Annotated in this window: 13 protein-coding genes and 1 riboswitch; of the genes, 3 read left to right on the top strand and 10 right to left on the bottom strand. The window is 71.2% G+C overall.

Translation table 11 applies throughout. The annotated features are described in order from the left end of the window. Positions 1–44: 44 nt before the first annotated feature. Positions 45–2,870: a bifunctional acetate--CoA ligase family protein/GNAT family N-acetyltransferase gene (locus tag IF11_RS0104940; RefSeq protein ID WP_030350168.1), complete on the bottom strand. Its 2,826-nt coding sequence runs from the start codon at positions 2,868–2,870 to the stop codon at positions 45–47. A 175-nt stretch (positions 2,871–3,045) separates the two neighbouring features. On the opposite strand from IF11_RS0104940, the gene IF11_RS0104935 reads away from it, so the two are divergent. After that, on the top strand, positions 3,046–3,327 hold the full coding sequence (locus IF11_RS0104935; RefSeq protein WP_030350167.1) for an HPr family phosphocarrier protein: 282 nt from the start codon (positions 3,046–3,048) through the stop codon (positions 3,325–3,327). A 147-nt stretch (positions 3,328–3,474) separates the two neighbouring features. Here the strand turns inward: IF11_RS0104935 and IF11_RS0104930 are convergent, their stop codons facing one another. The 4 genes from IF11_RS0104930 to IF11_RS0104915 form a co-directional block, all read right to left on the bottom strand. Then, positions 3,475–4,164: a GntR family transcriptional regulator gene (locus tag IF11_RS0104930; protein ID WP_030350166.1), complete on the bottom strand. Its 690-nt coding sequence runs from the start codon at positions 4,162–4,164 to the stop codon at positions 3,475–3,477. 145 nt (positions 4,165–4,309) lie between these two features. Further along, positions 4,310–5,083: a M23 family metallopeptidase gene (locus tag IF11_RS0104925; protein ID WP_030350165.1), complete on the bottom strand. Its 774-nt coding sequence runs from the start codon at positions 5,081–5,083 to the stop codon at positions 4,310–4,312. 13 nt (positions 5,084–5,096) lie between these two features. Then, positions 5,097–5,266: riboswitch (cyclic di-AMP (ydaO/yuaA leader) on the bottom strand. A 187-nt stretch (positions 5,267–5,453) separates the two neighbouring features. Then, complete coding sequence (locus tag IF11_RS0104920) at positions 5,454–6,857, bottom strand: M16 family metallopeptidase (RefSeq protein ID WP_030350164.1); 1,404 nt, start codon at positions 6,855–6,857, stop codon at positions 5,454–5,456. Further along, positions 6,854–8,221, bottom strand: coding sequence for a M16 family metallopeptidase (locus IF11_RS0104915; protein WP_206300697.1), 1,368 nt, complete (start codon positions 8,219–8,221; stop codon positions 6,854–6,856). The genes IF11_RS0104920 and IF11_RS0104915 overlap by 4 nt, the downstream gene beginning before the upstream one ends. Before the next feature lie 202 nt (positions 8,222–8,423). Here IF11_RS0104915 and IF11_RS0104910 point away from each other — a divergent pair, with 202 nt between their 5' ends. Continuing rightward, the gene (locus tag IF11_RS0104910) at positions 8,424–10,874 is read left to right on the top strand and encodes a DNA gyrase/topoisomerase IV subunit A (RefSeq protein WP_030350162.1); all 2,451 of its coding nucleotides are present in this window, start codon (positions 8,424–8,426) and stop codon (positions 10,872–10,874) included. 12 nt (positions 10,875–10,886) lie between these two features. Here the strand turns inward: IF11_RS0104910 and IF11_RS0104905 are convergent, their stop codons facing one another. Continuing rightward, positions 10,887–12,017: a CobW family GTP-binding protein gene (locus IF11_RS0104905; RefSeq protein WP_030350161.1), complete on the bottom strand. Its 1,131-nt coding sequence runs from the start codon at positions 12,015–12,017 to the stop codon at positions 10,887–10,889. A gap of 35 nt (positions 12,018–12,052) precedes the next feature. Further along, positions 12,053–13,255, bottom strand: a complete 1,203-nt coding sequence (locus tag IF11_RS0104900; protein ID WP_030350160.1) for a citrate synthase — start codon at positions 13,253–13,255, stop codon at positions 12,053–12,055. Between the two features lie 86 nt (positions 13,256–13,341). Here IF11_RS0104900 and IF11_RS0104895 point away from each other — a divergent pair, with 86 nt between their 5' ends. After that, positions 13,342–14,565 (top strand): citrate synthase, encoded by a 1,224-nt coding sequence (locus IF11_RS0104895; protein WP_030350159.1) that lies wholly within the window; start codon positions 13,342–13,344, stop codon positions 14,563–14,565. A gap of 78 nt (positions 14,566–14,643) precedes the next feature. Here IF11_RS0104895 and IF11_RS0104890 read toward each other — a convergent pair whose 3' ends face one another. From IF11_RS0104890 to IF11_RS0104880, 3 genes are read right to left on the bottom strand one after another with little or no spacing between them, the layout of a single operon-like run. Further along, positions 14,644–16,248 carry a glycoside hydrolase family 13 protein gene (locus IF11_RS0104890; RefSeq protein WP_030350158.1) on the bottom strand — a complete coding sequence of 535 codons (1,605 nt, stop codon included), beginning with the start codon at positions 16,246–16,248 and terminating at the stop codon, positions 14,644–14,646. Between the two features lie 38 nt (positions 16,249–16,286). Continuing rightward, positions 16,287–17,207, bottom strand: coding sequence for a carbohydrate ABC transporter permease (locus tag IF11_RS0104885; protein WP_051745515.1), 921 nt, complete (start codon positions 17,205–17,207; stop codon positions 16,287–16,289). A 16-nt stretch (positions 17,208–17,223) separates the two neighbouring features. Then, positions 17,224–18,180 (bottom strand): carbohydrate ABC transporter permease, encoded by a 957-nt coding sequence (locus IF11_RS0104880; RefSeq protein ID WP_030350156.1) that lies wholly within the window; start codon positions 18,178–18,180, stop codon positions 17,224–17,226. Position 18,181: the final 1 nt, after the last annotated feature.

Genomic DNA, 18,181 nt, shown 5'->3' with positions numbered 1-18,181 from the left:
GTACGGGGCTCATCCGGCCGGAACCTCCAGGACACGAGCGGCGCTCAGTAGCTGGGAAGCCGGCGCGGGCCGAGGTCGTCGCGGGCGGGCGGCGGTGCGAGGCGGACGTTCGCGCCGAGGACGGTGAGTCCGCGCGTGGCGACGACCACGGGCTCCAGGGTGACGGAGACGATCTCGGGATGGTCGTCGACCAGCCGGGAGACCCGCAGGAGCAGTTCCTCCAGGGCGGGGGTGTCGACCGGTGTGGAGCCGCGCCAGCCGAACAGCAGGGGCGCCGAGCGGATGGATCTGATCTGTTCGGCGACATCGCGGTCGGTGGCCGGTACGAGCCGGTGGGCGAGATCGCCGAGCAGTTCGGAGGGCGCTCCGGCGAGTCCGAAGGAGAGCACGGCTCCGGCGGCGGCGTCGATGGCGGCCCGTACGACGGTGTCCACGCCGCGCGGGGCCATGGCCTGGACGACGGGCCGCAGCTCGGCGGGGCCGCCGAGGGTCTCGGTCAGCTCACGGTGGGCGAGGCGCAGTTGTGCCTCGTCGGCGAGGTCGAGCCGTACGCCCCCGAGGTCGGAGCGGTGGCGCAGATGGGGCGCGGTGGTCTTCAGCGCGACGGGGTAGCCGAGCCGCTCCGCCGCGGCGACGGCGTCGTCGGGGCCGGGCGCGGGGAGGGTGGGGCGTACGGGGATGCCGTACAGCCCGAGCAGTTCCCGTGTGTCGGCGGCGCCGAGCGGTACGCCGTGGGGGTCGGGGGTGTCGCCGAGCAGCCGCTCGATGAGCGCGGCGGCGGCGCTCTCGTCGATGGCGTCGTCGAGGGACTCGGGGACCTTGCCGGGCTCGGCGCTCTGGCGTCGCCACTGCGCGTACCGGACGGCTTCGGCGAGCGCGCGGACGGCGCGTTCGGCGGCGGGGTAGGCGGGGACGCGGCCGGAGGAGGCGGATGCGGGCGGTTCAGCGGGGGCGGGCGGTGCACTGGCGGGGCGCGGGGGCGTGGCCTCTGGCGCGACCGGGCCACGCGCGCTGCCCTCCACCGCGGCCAGCGCCTCCGCCAGGCCGTCGATCTCCACATGGACCACCGCGACCGGCTTCCCCGGGGCGCCGGCCACGGCCTCGCGCAGTGCGGTGCCCAGGGCGCCTCCGTTGGCGGGGTCGGTGGTCCCGGTCTCCCCCACGTGCGGGATCGCGGTCACCACGACCGCGTCGAAGGCCGGGTCGGACAGGGCCATCGTGAGGGCGGCGCGGAAGTCCTCCGGGGTCGCGGCGGTGGTGAGGTCGCGCGGCGGCGAGGGGCGCAGGCCCTCCGTCAGGCAGGCGTCGTAGGTGAGCAGACCGAGGGATTCGGAGTTGCCGAGGATCGCGACGCGCGGGCCGGCCGGCAGGGGCTGCGAGGCGAGCAGGAGGCCCGCGTCGACCAGTTCGGTGACCGTGTCGACCCGGATCACCCCGGCCTGCCGCAGCAGCGCCGAGACCGTCGCGTCCGGGATACGGGTGACCGGGACCGCGTGTCCGGGCGGCGCGCTGCCGCTGTGCCGCGCGCCCTTCACGACCACGACCGGCTTCAGCGCCGCCGTACGCCGGGCGAGCCGGGTGAACTTCCGCGGGTTGCCGATCGATTCGAGGTAGAGGAGCGCGACATCGGTGTCCGGGTCCTCGTACCAGTACTGGAGGATGTCGTTGCCGGAGACGTCCGCGCGGTTGCCCGCGGAGATGAAGGACGACAGGCCCGCACCGCGCCGGTAGAGCCCGGAGAGCAGGGCGATACCGATGGCTCCCGACTGGGTGAACAGTCCGATACGGCCGCGGTCGGGCGGCTCGGGCGCGAGCGAGGCGTTCAGCCGGACGGCTTCCGCCGTGTTGATGATCCCGAACGCGTTGGGGCCGATGATGCGCATCCCGTACGAGCGGGCCTGCCGGACCAGTTCGCGCTGGCGCTCCAGGCCCTCGGGCCCGCTCTCCGCGTAACCGGAGGAGAGGACCACCAGACCGCGGACGCCGTGCCGGCCGCAGTCCGCGACCGCTTCCGGCACCTGCCTGGCCGGTACGGCGAGGACCGCGAGGTCGACGGGGTCACCGATCTCCGCGACGGACCGGAAGGCGGGGACGCCGTCGAGCGCGCGCAGATCCTCGGCGAAGGCGTGGTTCACCGCGTACACGCGTCCGGTGAAGCCCGCTTCGAGCAGATTGCGCAGGACGGTGCGGCCGACCCCGCCGGGCACGCGTCCGGTGCCGACGACCGCGACCGAGCCCGGCGTGAGCAGGCGCTGCACCGAGCGCGCCTCGGCGCGCTGCTCGCGGCCCCGCTGGACGGCGAGCGATTCGGCGGTGGGTTCGAGGTCCAGGGTGAGGCGTACCGAGCCGTCCTCGAAGCTGCGCTTCTGCGTGTATCCGGCGTCCCGGAACACCTTGATCATCTTGTTGTTGGCGGGGAGCACCTCGGCGGCGAAGCGCCGGATACCCCGTTCGCGGGCGACCGCCGCGATGTGCTCCAGCAGGGCCGAGGCGACACCGCGTCCCTGGTGCGCGTCCTGGACGAGGAAGGCGACCTCGGCCTCGTCGGCGGGCGCGGTCGCCGGGAGCCCCCGCTCGTCGATGCGGTCGTACCGTACGGTCGCGATGAACTCGCCGCCCACCGTGACGGCGAGGCCCACCCGGTCCACGTAGTCGTGGTGGGTGAAGCGGTGCACGTCCCGGTCGGAGAGGCGTGGGTAGGGGGCGAAGAACCGGTAGTACTTCGACTCGTCGGAGACCTGTTCGTAGAAGCTGACCAGCCGTTCCGCGTCGGCGGTGGTGATGGGCCTGATCCGCGCGGTGCCTCCGTCGCGCAGCACCACGTCCGCTTCCCAGTGATCGGGGTACGCATGGTCCGGCGGCGTCTCCATGGGCAAAGCCTACGGCGCGGGCGGCGCCGCGGCCCGGGTCCTGGGGCGGTTCCGGGGCGGTTCCGGGGCGGTTCCGATGTCGCGGTGGAGGTCCGTCCGGGGTCGGCACGGGGGCACTCCGCGGCACATGAGACTCTGGTCTAGACATCGTTTTTGAGACTTGAAGGGCAACACCATGGCTGAGCGCCGCGTCAATGTCGGCTGGGCCGAGGGCCTGCACGCCCGTCCCGCCTCCATCTTCGTCCGCGCCGCCACGGCCGCCGGCGTCCCGGTGACGATCGCGAAGGCCGACGGCAACCCCGTCAACGCCGCGTCGATGCTCGCGGTGCTCGGCCTGGGCGCGCAGGGCGGCGAGGAGGTCGTGCTCGCTTCCGAGGCGGAGGGCGCGGACGCCGCTCTGGACCGGCTGGCGAAGCTGGTCGCCGAAGGGCTCGACGAGCTTCCCGAGACGGTCTGAACGTATTTCCACGACGGAGCCGCGGTCCGCTGAATTCCAGTGGACCGCGGCTCCGTTTTCCGTGCGGGCAGCGGAAACAGCGGGGAATCGCACGGGCAGCAAAAAGGGCGCCCCGACTATTTCTCTTCTTTGTATACGGCGTGATTGTTAATTGCGGACGCTCGCGATGTTTACGGCATGTTGCGAAGCCCTCACCTTTTCCTGGCCGCGCTCCGGCCGCTTCAGCCGGTGCACCGCCGCGGTCCGCTCCGCGTGCAGCGCCGTCAGCGTCCGCGCCCGCTCCGCGTCGCCGCGCGCCACGGCGTCCACGATCGCGCCGTGCTCCGCCCAGGACTCCGCGGGGCTGGCGGGCTGGTCGACCACGTACATCCAGGCGATCTTGTGCCGGAGCTGGGTGAGCGGGGCGGTGAGCGCCGGGCTTCCCGACGCCTGGGCGAGCGTCTCGTGGAACCAGGCGCCGAGCGAGCGCAGATCCTCGCCCTGGCCTCTGCGGGCCCGCTCCTGACCCAGTCTGACCAGGCCGCGCAGGACCTTGAGATGGGCTTCCGTACGGCGCTGGGCGGCGCGCGCGGCGCCGAGCGGCTCCAGCAGCAGCCGCACTTCGAGCAGGTCCGCCGCCTCCTGCTCGGTGGGCTCGGCCACGCAGGCGCCGACATGGCGGCGGGTGGTCACGAAGCCCTCCGACTCCAGCGTGCGCAGGGCCTCGCGCACCGGGACGCGGGAGACGCCGTAGCGCCGTGCCAGCTGCTCCTCCGTGAGCCGGCTGCCACGTTCGAATACGCCGGACACGATGTCGTCGCGAATCGCCGTGCATACCGAGTGCGCGGGAATGCGCATGTCCGAACCTCCGCCTTAATCCGCGCGAAACGCTGCCGATTGACGCCTGTTCCGTGACTCTATTGCAATCATCGCGAATTTCCGATGGGTGCCCGGAATCCATGGATATCTTTTGGCCAGCGGACAGTCCTGAGGAGCGGAGTGGTCAGACGTTCACGCCGTGCGCGCGCAGATACGCGACGGGGTCGATGTCCGAGCCGTAGTCGGGGCCCGTCCTGGCCTCGAAGTGGAGGTGCGGTCCGGTGGCGTTGCCGGTCGCGCCCGAGAGGCCGATCCGCTGCCCCGGGGTGACGCTCTGGCCGACGGCGACGCCGATCGAGGAGAGGTGGCCGTACTGGGTGTAGGTGCCGTCGCTCATCCGCAGCACGATGTTGTTGCCGTACGAGCCGCCCCAGCCCGCCTCGACCACGGTGCCCGTCCCGACGGCCACGACGGATGTGCCGGAGGCGGCGCGGAAGTCGACGCCCGAGTGGCTGCCGGAGGACCAGAGCGAGCCACCCGCCCGGTACCCGGTGGTGACGTACGAGCCGGCTATGGGGAGCTGGAAGGCGTTGAGGCGCTCGCGCTCGGCGGTCCTGGCCGCGCGCTCCTTCTCCGCGCGGATCTCCTGGGCGCGGGCCTCGGCCTTGCGCGCCGCCTCCGCCTTCGCTGCGGCCCTGGCCTTGGCCTCGGCGGCGGCCCGGCGCTGCGCGTCGGCCTGGGCGTCGATGGTGCCGGCGAGGGAGTCGTTGATGACCAGGGCCTGGGTCAGACCGGTCTGCGCGGCGGCTACGTCCGTGTCGGCGGCGAGCGCCGGGGAAGCGGCGAGGGTGCTGATGACACCGGTGGCGGTGAGCGTCGCGGCACCCGCGACGCGCACGCTCCCGCGGCTCATACGGCCGCGGGCACGATGCTTCCCGGTGGCACGGGTGAACGCCATGGAGTGGCTGGTCCTTTCCTTCCTTCTCGCCTACCGGGTTAGCTGACGGGTTCGGAGCAGGAAGGTCTCCTACGGGCGCTTCTGCCGCACAGGGCAGCAGACGACACCCGATTCACCCCAGGGACTTCACGGGTCCCCGGCTCCCCGGGCTCGCGCCTGACGGGGACTCGGCGATGACTGTCCGATGCCGCGGACGCGGCGAACTGGCGAACAGCCGGACCGACGTTAAGCGGGTCGTCTTTCAATCACCAAACAGACAGGCCCCTTTGTAGCGCACACCACAGGGCAGACGGCCACTCTCCCCAACAAATAGGGACATAAAGGGGAACCCCGGCGGCCGATGCCGCCGGGGTTCCCCGAAGAGGCCGGATCAGCCGGTGACGACCGTCACTTCGCCGATCCCGAGAGCCGTGACCGGCTCCTTGATCTGCGCGGCGTCGCCGACGAGCACGGTCACGAGCCGGTCCACCGGGAAGGCGTTGACGGCCGCGGCCGTCGCCTCGACGGTGCCGGTCTCGGCCAGCCGCGCGTACAGCCGCGCCTGGAAGTCGTCCGGGAGGAACTGCTCGACCTGGTCGGCCAGCGTGCTCGCGACGGAGGCCGCCGTCTCGTACTTCAGCGGGGCCACCCCCACCAGGTTCTGGACGGCCACATCGCGCTCGGCGTCGGTCAGCCCCTCGGCCGCGAGCGTGCGCAGGACCTGCCAGAGGTCGTCCAGCGCCGGGCCGGTGGACGCGGTGTCCACGGAGCCGCTGATGGCGAGCATCGCCGCGCCGGTCGCACCGCCCGGGGCGTCGGGCGACGAGGAGCGCAGCACCTGGCCGAAGGCCCGTACACCGTAGGTGTAGCCCTTCTCCTCGCGCAGCACGCGGTCGAGCCGGGAGGTGAGCGTGCCGCCCAGGCAGTACGTGCCGAGGACCTGCGCGGGCCAGACACGGTCGTGCCGGTCGGCGCCGATGCGGCCGATCAGCAGCTGGGTCTGGACGGCGCCCGGCCGGTCCACGATCACCACGCGGCCCGTGTCGTCGGCGGTCACGGGCGGTACGGGACGGGGCGCGGCGGTGTCGCCGGTCCAGGTGCCGAGGGTGTCGGCGAGGACCTCGTCCAGATCGACGCCGGTGAGATCACCGACGATCACGGCGGTGGCCGTGGCGGGGCGTACATGCGCCTCGTAGAAGGCGCGCACGCCCGCGGCGTCGATGCGCTCCACCGTCTCCTCGGTGCCCTGGCGCGGCCGTGACATGCGCGAGGACGCCGGGAACAGCTCCTTGGAGAGCTGCTTGGCGGCGCGGCGGCTCGGGTTGGCGGTCTCGTGCGGGATCTCGTCGAGGCGGTTGCGTACGAGCCGCTCGACCTCGCTGTCCGCGAAGGCGGGGGCCCGCAGCGCCTCGGCGAGCAGGCCGAGCGCCTTGGGCAGCCGGGAGACGGGGACCTCCAGGGAGATCCGGACGCCCGGGTGGTCGGCGTGCGCGTCGAGCGTGGCGCCGCAGCGCTCCAGCTCGGCGGCGAACTCCTCGGCGCTGTGCTTGTCGGTGCCCTCGGAGAACGCCCGCGCCATGATCGTGGCGATGCCGTCGAGCCCCTCGGGCTCGGCGTCCAGCGGGGCGTCGAGATTGATCTCGACCGCAACCACCTGCTGCCCGGGACGGTCACAGCGCAGCACCGTCAGGCCGTTGTCGAGAGCGCCGCGCTCGGGGGCGGGGAAGGCCCAGGGCCGGGCCTCGCCGGCCGTCGGGCGCGGGTGGAAGTCCATGGTCACGGCAGCGTCGGTCACTGGTCCGCCCCCTCGTGCTCGTCGGTCTCGTCTTCATCGGCGGAGGCGTCGTCGCCGTCGGCGGTGACCGGCTCGTAGACCAGCACCGCGCGGTTGTCGGGGCGCAGCCGCGCCGCGGCGACGGCCCGTACCTCTTCGGCGGTGACGTCCAGCACGCGGGTCACGGCGGTCAGCGCCAGCTGCGGGTCGCCGAAGAGAACGGCGAACCTGCACAGCTCGTCGGCGCGGCCGGCGACCGTACCGAGCCGGTCCAGCCACTCGCGCTCCAGCTGGGCCTGGGCCCGCTCCATCTCCTCGGCGGTCGGGCCCTCGACGGCGAAGCGTGCCAGCTCCTCGTCGACCGCGGCCTCGATCTCCGGGACCTCGACACCGCCGGACGTCTTCACGTCCAGCCAGCCGAGGGAGGGCGCGCCCGCCAGGCGCAGCAGCCCGAAGCCCGCGGCGACCGCGGTCCGGTCACGGCGTACCAGCCGGTTGTGCAGCCGGGAGGACTCGCCGCCGCCGAGGACGGTCAGTGCCAGATCCGCGGCGTCGCACTCGCGGGTGCCGTCGTGCGGCAGCCGGTAGGCGGCCATCAGCGCGCGCGCCGGGACCTCCTCGTGGACCTCCTCGCGCAGCTGCTCACCGATGGTGTCGGGGAGCGAGCCGTCGCGCGGCGGCTGCTTGCCGTCGTGGGACGGGATCGAGCCGAAGTACTTCTCGATCCAGCCGAGCGTCTGCTCGGGGTCGATGTCGCCGACGACCGAGAGCACCGCGTTGTTCGGCGCGTAGTTCGTACGGAAGAACGCGCGGGCGTCCTCCAGGGTGGCCGCGTCCAGGTCGGCCATCGAGCCGATCGGGGTGTGGTGGTACGGATGCCCCTCGGGGTACGCGAGCGCGGTCAGCCGCTCGAAGGCCGTACCGTAGGGCACATTGTCGTACCGCTGGCGGCGCTCGTTCTTGACGACGTCCCGCTGGTTCTCCATGGACTCGTCGTCGAGCGCGGCGAGCAGTGAGCCCATCCGGTCGGCTTCCAGCCAGAGCGCCAGCTCCAGCTGGTGGGTGGGCATCGTCTCGAAATAGTTGGTGCGCTCGAAGCTGGTGGTGCCGTTCAGGGAGCCGCCGGCCCCCTGCACCAGCTCGAAGTGGCCGTTCCCCTTCACCTGCGCCGAGCCCTGGAACATCAGGTGCTCGAAAAGGTGGGCGAGTCCCGTACGGCCCTTGACCTCGTGGCGTGAGCCGACGTCGTACCAGAGGCACACCGCGGCGACCGGGGTCAGGTGGTCCTCGGAGAGCACCACGCGCAGGCCGTTGGCCAGGCGGTGCTCGGTCGCTGTCAGGCCGCCGGAACCGGCCTGCGCTGTGGCCGTGTGACCCATGGGCATGTACGTCCCTTCGATCGCGATATGGAGAAGTCCTGCCACTGTATGCAAGCGTGCTCGCACCTGGCGAAGTTCCCGGTGCCGCACACCCCCGACGCGTGCCCAACGACGGGTCGAGGTCGGGGTTGTCAGTGGCGCGGTCCACAATGGTCCGCGTCAGTCAGAGAAGTTGCCGTTCAAAACCTGTGAAGGAGCCGCAGCAGCGATGGCCCGCCGCAGCACGAAGACCCCGCCGCCGGAGGACTTCGAGGAGAAGATCCTCGACATCGACGTGGTCGATGAAATGCAGGGCTCCTTCCTTGAGTATGCCTACTCGGTGATCTACTCCCGGGCCCTGCCGGACGCCCGCGACGGTATGAAGCCGGTGCACCGCCGCATCGTGTACCAGATGAACGAGATGGGCCTGCGCCCCGACCGCGGCTATGTGAAGTGCGCGCGCGTCGTCGGTGAGGTGATGGGCAAGCTCCACCCGCACGGAGACGCGTCGATCTATGACGCCATGGTCCGCATGGCACAGCCGTTCTCGATGCGGCTGCCGCTGGTGGACGGCCATGGCAACTTCGGTTCGCTCGGTAACGACGACCCGCCGGCCGCCATGCGTTACACCGAGTGCCGGATGGCCGACGCCACGTCACTGATGACGGAGTCGATCGACGAGGACACCGTCGATTTCGAGTCGAATTACGACGGCCAGGAGCAGGAACCGGTCACGCTTCCGGCCGCGTATCCGAACCTGCTGGTCAATGGCGCCTCGGGGATCGCGGTCGGCATGGCGACGAACATGCCGCCGCACAACCTGGGGGAGGTCGTGGCCGCCGCGCGCCATCTGATCAAGCACCCGGGCGCGGACCTGGAGACGCTGATGCGTTTCGTGCCGGGTCCCGATCTGCCCACCGGTGGCCGGATCGTCGGGCTGACCGGCATCAAGGACGCCTACGAGAAGGGCCGGGGCACGTTCAAGATCCGGTCCACCGCGACGGTCGAGGACGTCTCCGCGCGCCGCAAGGGCCTGGTCATCACGGAACTGCCGTTCTCGGTCGGTCCCGAGAAGGTGATCGCGAAGATCAAGGATCTGGTCTCCGCCAAGAAGCTCCAGGGCATCGCGGACGTCAAGGACCTCACGGACCGCGCGCACGGACTGCGCCTGGTGATCGAGGTCAAGAACGGTTTCGTGCCCGAGGCGGTGCTTGAGCAGCTCTACAAGCTCACGCCGATGGAGGAGACCTTCGGGATCAACAATGTGGCGCTGGTCGACGGCCAGCCGCTCACGCTGGGCCTCAAGGAGCTGCTTGAGGTCTATCTCGACCACCGCTTCACGGTGGTACGGCGGCGCAGCGAGTTCCGGCGGACGAAGCGGCGTGACCGGCTTCACCTGGTCGAGGGACTGCTCGTCGCGCTCATCGACATCGATGAGGTCATCCGGCTCATCCGGTCGAGCGACAACTCCGCGCAGGCCAAGGAGCGGCTGATCGAGCGCTTCTCGCTCAGCGACATCCAGACGCAGTACATCCTGGACACGCCGCTGCGCCGGCTCACCCGCTTCGACCGGATCGAGCTGGAGAGCGAGCGCGACCGGCTCAACGGCGAGATCGACGAGCTGACCGGGATCCTGGAGTCGGACGCCGAGCTGCGCAAGCTGGTCTCGTCCGAACTGGCCGCGGTGGCGAAGAAGTTCGGCACTCCCCGGCGCACGGTGCTGCTGGAGTCCGCGAGTTCGTCCGTCGCGTCGGTGCCGCTGGAGGTCGCGGACGACCCGTGCCGGGTGCTGCTCTCGTCCACCGGTCTGCTGGCCCGTACGGTCAACGGCGAGCCCCTGGAGGGCGGTGACGGCAAGCGCGTCAAGCACGATGTGATCGTCTCGGCCGTGCCGGCGACGGCGCGCGGCGATATCGGCGCGGTGACCTCCACCGGACGGCTGCTGCGGATCGCGGTGATCGATCTGCCCCAGCTGCCGGACACGGCCTCGGCGCCGAGTCTGTCGGGCGGGGCGCCCGTTGCGGAGTTCCTCGCGCTGGAGGGTGACGAGGAGCTGGTCTGTCTGACCACGCTGGACGAGTCGTCCCCGGGGCTCGCGCTGGGCACGCTCCAGGGCGTCGTCAAGCGCGTGGTGCCCGACTACCCGTCCAACAAGGACGAGTTGGAGGTCATCAGCCTCAAGGAGGGCGACCGGATCGTCGGCGGCGCTGAGCTGCGGACGGGCGAGGAGGATCTGGTGTTCATCACCTCCGACGCCCAACTGCTGCGGTATCCGGCCGCGCAGGTACGGCCGCAGGGCCGGCCCGCGGGCGGTATGGCGGGCATCAAGCTCACCGAGGGCGCCTCGGTGATCTCGTTCACGGCGGTCGATCCGGCGGTGGACGGCGTGGTCTTCACGGTCACCGGCTCGCACGGCACGCTGGACGATTCGGTGCGTACGGCCAAGCTCACCCCGTTCGACCAGTACCCGCGCAAGGGCCGGGCGACGGGCGGTGTGCGCTGTCACCGGTTCCTGAAGGGCGAGGACATGCTGGTCCTGGCCTGGGCGGGAGCGAGTCCGGCACGGGCGGCCACCAAGGCCGGCGCTCCCGTGGAGCTGCCGGAGCCCGACCCGCGCCGGGACGGCTCCGGCACGCCGTTCACGAAGGCGGTCGAGTCACTGGCCGGTCCCGCGCACTGACGAGCGGTTCGCTCACGGCATGTCCGGCTCCGGGCCTTCGGGCCCGGAGCCGGTCTCGTACCCGGGCTCGGGCTCGGTCAGATCGGGTACATAGCGCAGGACGCCCCACATGCCGCTCTGGTCCGCGGCGGCGTCCCGCGCTGCCCGCGGTTCCGTCTCCTGGCAGGCGTGCAGCTCCTTGAGCAGGACCTCCCGGTCGATTCCCGAGCCGATCAGCACCAGTTGGGTGAGACGTTCCTCGCCGCGGCCCCAGGGCGCCGGGTGGAAGCGCAGCGCCCGGCCGACCGCGTGCAGGGCGTAGCGGTTGGCCGGGTCGGCAGGGCCGAAGTCGACGAATCCCTTGATCCGGTAGAGCCCCGGGGGCCGGGAGTCGAGGAAGGCCATGAGCCGCCGCGGGTTCATCGGGGCCCCGGCGGTGAACGACACGCTCTCGTAGGCCGCGTGGAGATGGCCGTCGTGGGACGCGTGATCGTCGTGGGCGGGGTGCGCGTCCTCGTACAGGTCCTCGAAGGAGAGCTGGCGCGCCTTCTCCTCCTCGTCGGGACGGACCGCGGGGTCGAAGAGCAGTTCCGGGTCGATCCGTCCGTACGTGGCGGAGACCACCGGCGTCCCCGGGCCCAGTCCGTCCAGGGTGGCGAGGATGCGCCGGTGTTCCGTCTCCGCCACCCGGTCGGTCTTGTTGAGCACCACGAGATCGGCGATCGAGATATGCCGGTCGATCTCGGGATGGCGTGCCCGGGTGGCGTCGAACTCGGCGGCGTCGACGACCTGGACCAGTCCCCCGTACACGGCGTGCGGATGGTCGCCGGTGAGGATCATCCGGACGAGTTCCTGCGGTTCCGCCAGTCCGCTGGCCTCGATGACGACGATGTCGATCCGGGCGGACGGCCGGGTCAGCCGCTCCAGATAGCCGTCGAGTTCGCTCGCGTCCACGGCGCAGCACAGACAGCCGTTGCCGAGCGAGACCGTCGAGCCGACCTGTCCGGCGACGGTCATGGTGTCGATCTCGATGGCGCCGAAGTCATTGACGACCACCGCGATCCTGTTACCCGCGCGGCGGCGCAGCAGATGGTTGAGCAAGGTGGTCTTGCCCGATCCCAGAAAGCCGGTGAGGACGACCACCGGGATCTGCTTCCTGCTCACGCGCGCGCCTCCGTGCCGGGTCGGTTCCGTCCCGCTCAGCCGGCCGGCACCGGCTGGGGCGGGGGCGGTCCCACGTAACGGGCCGCCGGGCGGATGATCTTGGAGTCCTCCGCCTGCTCCAGGATATTGGCGCTCCAGCCGACCACCCGCGCGGCGGCGAAGGTCGGCGTGAACATCGCGCGCGGCAGCCCGCACAGCTCCATGACCACGCCCGCGTAGAACTCCACATTGGTGTGCAGCTCGCGGCCCGGCTTCAGTTCGGCGAGGATCGCCTCGACCCGGGACTCGACCTGGACGGCGAAGTCGGTCAGCGGGCCGCCGAAGCTCTCGGCGATCTCGCGCAGCATGCGGGAGCGGGGGTCCTCGGTGCGGTAGACGGGGTGCCCGAAGCCCATGATCCGGTCCCCCGCGCCGACGCGTTCCCTGATCCAGGGGTCGATACGGTCCACGGTTCCGATGGCGTCGAGAGTGTCGAGGGCCCGGCTGGGCGCGCCGCCGTGCAGCGGCCCCGAGAGCGCCCCGACTGCCCCCACCAGAGCGGCGGCCAGATCGGCGCCGGTGGAGGCGATGACCCGGGCGGTGAAGGTGGAGGCGTTGAAGCCGTGGTCGATGGTGGAGATCAGATAGCGCTCGATCGCCCGCGCCCGCTCGGGGTCCGGTTCCGAACCGGTGAGCATATAGAGGTAGTTGGCGGCGTGGGGCAGATCGTCGCGCGGTTCGACCGGTTCCAGTCCCCGGCCGAGCCGGTACAGGGCGGTCAGCATGGTCGGTACGGCGGCACAGGCCGCGAGGGCGTCCGTACGGCGCTCATCGGCGTCGATGTCGTACAGCGGGCGCAGCCCGGCGGAGGCGCCGAAGAGCGAGAGGGCGGTGCGCAGCCCGGCGAGCGGTCCTGACCGGGCGGAGGCTCCGGCGATGACAGGCAGTGCGGCCCTGACGTCCTCGGGCAGCCGGCGCAGGCGGGCGGTCCGCTCGGTGAACTCCGCCCGCCGGGCCGCGTCCGGCAGTTCACCGTGGAACATCAGATACCAGACGTCCTCGAAGCCCCTCTTCTGCGCGAGTTCGACGGCCGAGTACTGGCGGTAGTGGTAGAAGCCCTCGGCTCCCCTGACATCCCCGAGCGCGGTGTCGGTGACGACGACGCCGGCGAGTCCGCGCGGTACGGCGGCGGGGGCCGGAGCGCTGGCCGGGGTGACGGCGGGCGTGGTGGCGGGGGTGGTGGTCCCGGTGGTCGGCATGATTCCTCCTTGGGCTTGATCCGACTGTCCATGCTGTACTCAATCACTGTCAATATTGATTGAATCAATACATGTACGGTGAGGACATGGACGACGAGGAACAGCGGCTGACCACCCGGGAGGCGGCCGAGCGGCTCGGGGTGAAGCCGGAGACGGTCTACGCGTATGTCAGCCGCGGCCAGCTGTCCAGCCGCCGCGATCCGACGGGACGCGGCAGCACCTTCGACGCCAGAGAGGTCGACGCGCTCGTCCGCAGGGGAAGGCGCGAGCCCTCGACGGGCGGCGACGCCCTCCAGATCCGTACCGGCGTCACGCTCATCGACAGGGACCGCTACTACTTCCGGGGCGTGGACGCGACGGAGCTGGCCCGGCGCTTCCACTACGAGGAGATCGCCGACTGGCTCTGGACGGACACGCTGCGGACGGGGGTACGGTTCACCGCCCCCGCCGAGGCCCTCGCCGCCGCCCGGCGCGCGGTCGGGGCACTGCCCGCGCACAGCGGCCCGACCGACCGGCTGCGGGTGGCGGCGATCGCGGCGTCGGTCGCCGATCCGCTGCGCTTCGACCTCTCGCGGGACGCCGTGCTGGCCACCGCCCGTACGCTCATCCCGACGCTCGTGGACGCGCTGCCCGCGGCCGGCCCGCCCCGGGACGGTGACGGTCTGCTGGCCCGCCGGCTGTGGTCGCGGCTGACCGCGCGCGAGGCGGGTGAACCGGGCGTACGCGCCCTGGACATGGCCCTTTCGCTGCTCATCGACCACGATCTGGCGGCTTCCACGCTCGCCGTCCGGGTCGCCGCGTCCGCCCGCGCGCACCCCTATGCCGTGGTGTCGGCGGGGCTCGGCGTGCTGGAGGGACCGCTGCACGGCGCGGCCAGCGGCCTCGCCCACCGGATGCTGACCGACGTACTGGAGCGGGGCAGCGCGGCGGCCGTGGTGGCGGACCATCTGCGGGCCGGCCGCCGGGTGCCGGGGCTCGGCCACCGCCTCTATCCGGGCCGGGACCCGCGCGCCGAGGCGCTGTTCACCGTACTGGCCGAGCTGCCGGGCGCGGGTCCCGTGCTGGCGGCGGCGCGCGAGGTGGAGGCGACCACCGCCCGCCATGTGACGCTGCACGCCAATGTCGATCTGGCGCTGGCGGCGCTGTCGGTGACCGCCGGCATGCCGGCCGAGGCGGGCGAGACGGTCTTCGCGGTCGCCCGTACGGCGGGGTGGATCGCGCACGCCATCGAGGAGTACGGGGAACGGCCGCTGCGGATGCGGCCGAGCGGCCGGTACAACGGCCCCCGTCCGCCCAGGGATCTGCCCTGAGCGGGACGGATCCGAACGGAGCGGACGGGGGGCCTTGACGGAGGCATTACGGCACGGCCATGGCGGGTGCCTGGCGACTCAGCTCCGCAGCCAGGCCGCCGTGTCCCTGGGGAGGCGCCCGTCGTCCAACGGGCCGCTGGTGAGCAGGACACGTGTGTGGGCGGGGAGTTCCGCCGGTTCCTCCGCGAGGTTGACGACACAGACCAGACCGTCGGTACGGGCGAAGGACAGCACCCCGGGAGCGGCCTCCAGCCAGCTCATCGGCCCGTCCCCGAAGCCCTGTTCCGTACGGCGCAGCCGCAGGGCCTCGCGGTAGAGGGCGAGCATCGACGCCGGATCGGTGCCCTGGAGATCCGCGGCGTACGAGGCCCATGACTCCGGCTGCGGCAGCCACGGTTCGGTCTCCGAGCCGAACCCCGCGTACGGCGCGTCCGCCGTCCAGGGCAGTGGCACCCGGCAGCCGTCACGCCCCGGGTCCGTGCCGCCGGAGCGGAAGTGCATCGGGTCCTGGATCCGGTCGCGCGGTATCTCCGCCTCGGGCAGCCCCAGTTCCTCGCCCTGGTAGAGGTAGACGGCGCCGGGGAGCGCCAGCGAGAGCAGCGCGGCGGCGCGCGCCCGACGGGTGCCGAGTTCCGTGTCCGTCGGGGTGCCGAACGCCTTGGCCGCGAAGTCGAAGCCGCTGGCCTCCCGCCCGTACCGGGTGACCGTGCGGGTCACATCGTGGTTGCAGAGCACCCAGGTGGCCGGGGCGCCGACGGGCGCGTGCTCGGCGACCGTCTCGTCGATCGCGGTCCGCAGCAGATCCGCGTCCCAGGGACAGGCCAGGAAGGTGAAGTTGAACGCCGTGTGCAGCTCGTCCGGGCGCAGATAGCGCACGAACCGCTCGGTGTCGGGCAGCCAGACCTCGCCGACGAAGATGGCGTCGTACTCATCGGCGATGGCGCGCCAGGAGCGGTAGATGTCGTGCAGTTCATCGAGGTCGACATAGGGATGCGGGTCGCGGCCCGCGGTGAAGTCCGGCAGCGCCGGGTCCTTGGCGAGCAGCGCGGCCGAGTCGATCCGTACGCCCGCGACGCCCCGCTCGAACCAGAAGCGCAGCACGTCCTCGTGCTCCCGGCGCACCGCGGGATGGGCCCAGTTGAGGTCGGGCTGCTCGGTGGCGAAGAGATGGAGGTACCACTCGCCGTCGTCCAGCCGGGTCCAGGGCGTGCCGCCGAATTCGGAGATCCAGTCGTTCGGCGGGATCTCACCGTTCTCGCCGCGCCCGGGTCTGAAGTGGAACAGTTCGCGCTCGGGGCTGCCGGAGCCGGCGGCCAGCGCGGCCTTGAACCAGGCGTGCTGGTCGGAGACATGGTTGGGGACGACGTCGATGATCGTACGGATACCCAGTTCACGCGCCTCGGCGATGAGCTTCTCGGCCTCGGCGAGGGTGCCGAAGGCGGGGTCGATGGCGCGGTAGTCCGCCACGTCATAGCCGCCGTCGGCGAGGGGCGAGAGATACCAGGGGGTGAACCAGATGGCGTCCACCCCGAGCTGCACGAGATACGGCAGCCTCGCCCGTACGCCCGCGAGATCTCCGGTGCCGTCTCCGTCACCGTCGGCGAAGCTGCGTACATAGATCTGGTAGATGGCGGCGTCCCGCCACCAATGCGTGTCGGCGGGCGCCAGAGGGCTGCCTTCCATACGACTTCCTTTCACGATGTTCGGCCCTGGGGTCCTGGTCAGCCCTTGGTGCTGCCGGTGCTGATGCCGGCGATGATGTGGCGCTGGAACACCAGGAACATCAGGACCATCGGGATACTGGCGATCACCATGGCGGCGATGAGTACCGACAGCGGGATGTTCTGCGACAGCTGGACCAGCGCGACGCTGATGGGTTGTTTGCCGGTGTCCGAGAAGACCATCAGCGGCCAGAGGAAGTCCTGCCAGACGGCGACCAGCGCGAAGATGGAGACCACGCCGAGCACCGGCCGTGACATGGGCAGCAGGATCGACCAGAGGGTACGGAGCTTTCCCGCGCCGTCGATCTCCGCCGCCTCCAGCACATCGCGCGGGATCTGGTCGAAGAACCGCTTCAGCAGATAGAGGTTGAACGCGTTGGCCACGGCCGGCAGCCAGATCCCCAGCGGGTCGTTGAGCAGGCTGGTGTGGATCAGCGGCAGATCGGCGATGGTCAGGTACTTCGGTACGAGCAGCGCCTGGGCGGGGACCATCAGGGTGGCGAGGATGCCGCCCAGGATCACCTTCCCGAACGCCGGCCTCAGTTTCGACAGGGCGTAGGCCGCCGCCGTACAGAAGACGAGCTGGAGGACCCAGGCACCGGTGGCCTGGACCACGGTGTTCCACAGATGCGTGGGCAGCTGCATCAGGTCCCAGGCATCGGTGTAGGCGCTGAGATGCCAGGTGCCGGGAACCAGCGTCGGCGGCGTCCGCACCAGTTCGTCCGGGGACTTCATGGCCCCGGAGGCCATCCAGTACACGGGGAACAGGAAGGCCAGGACGAACGCGAGGACGACACCGCCGAAGACGATCCAGTAGAGCGTCCTGCCCCGGGTGCTCGCGAGCGCGAGCGGGGAGACGAGGGTGCGTACGGCCGGGGTGCGTACAGCGGGGGTGCCTACGGCCGGGGTACGTCGGATCATGCGCCGCGCTCCTCTCTCAGTCGTCGGTGCGGGTGAGCCGCAGATAGAGGGCGGAGAAGAGGCTGAGCACGATCAGCAGCATCACGCTCAGGGCGCAGGCCCCGCCGAAGTCGTTGTAGAGGAACGCGTACTTGTAGATGAGATAGAGGATCGTGACGGTGGAGTTCTCCGGTCCGCCGCCGGTGATCACGAAGGGCTCCGTGAACACCTGCATCGTGGCGATGATCTGGAGCAGCATCAGCATCAGGATGATGAAGCGGGTCTGCGGGACGGTCACATGGCGCACGCGCTGCCAGATGTTGGCGCCGTCCAGCTCCGCGGCCTCGTACAGCTCCCCCGGGATGCCCTGGAGCGCGGCGAGATAGATCAGGACCGTGCCGCCCATGTTCGCCCAGGTCGCGACGATGACGAGGGAGAGGAGCGCGGTGTCCGCGCCGTTGGTCCAGTTCGAGGTGGGCAGGTGGAGGAAGCGCAGCGCCTCGTTGGCGAGACCGGCGCCCGGGTCGTAGAACCACTTCCACAGCAGGGCGCTGACCACCGGCGGGATCATCACCGGGAGATAGACGACCACCCGGAAGAACGCCTTCGCGTGGCGCAGTTCGTTGAGGACGAGCGCCATCACGAACGGGACCGCGAAGCCGATGAGCAGGGCGATCAGGGTGAAGGTGAGCGTGTTGCGCCAGGCCGCCCCGAACTCGGGGTCGTCGAAGACATGGGTGAAGTTGGCGGTCCCGACCCACTCCGGAGCCGATCCGGGGGTGTACTTCTGGAAGGCGATGATCACCGCGCGGATCGCCGGGTACCAGGAGAACAGCGCGAAGCAGATGAGGCCGCCGAGCAGGAACCCGTAGGCGCGCGCCTGATGGGACAGCCTGCGGCGGAGAGGGGCCGCGGCGGCGCGGCCCGCCGGGCGCGGCCCCGGGGTGGCGGGCGGCGCGGCGGCGGACCGGTGGGGGGCCTGGGCAGTCTTCATC

It is taken from the genome of Streptomyces scopuliridis RB72 (assembly GCF_000718095.1).
GTDB classification, from domain to species: Bacteria; Actinomycetota; Actinomycetes; order Streptomycetales; family Streptomycetaceae; genus Streptomyces; species Streptomyces scopuliridis.
This window is presented reverse-complemented; position numbering and strand designations above follow the sequence as displayed.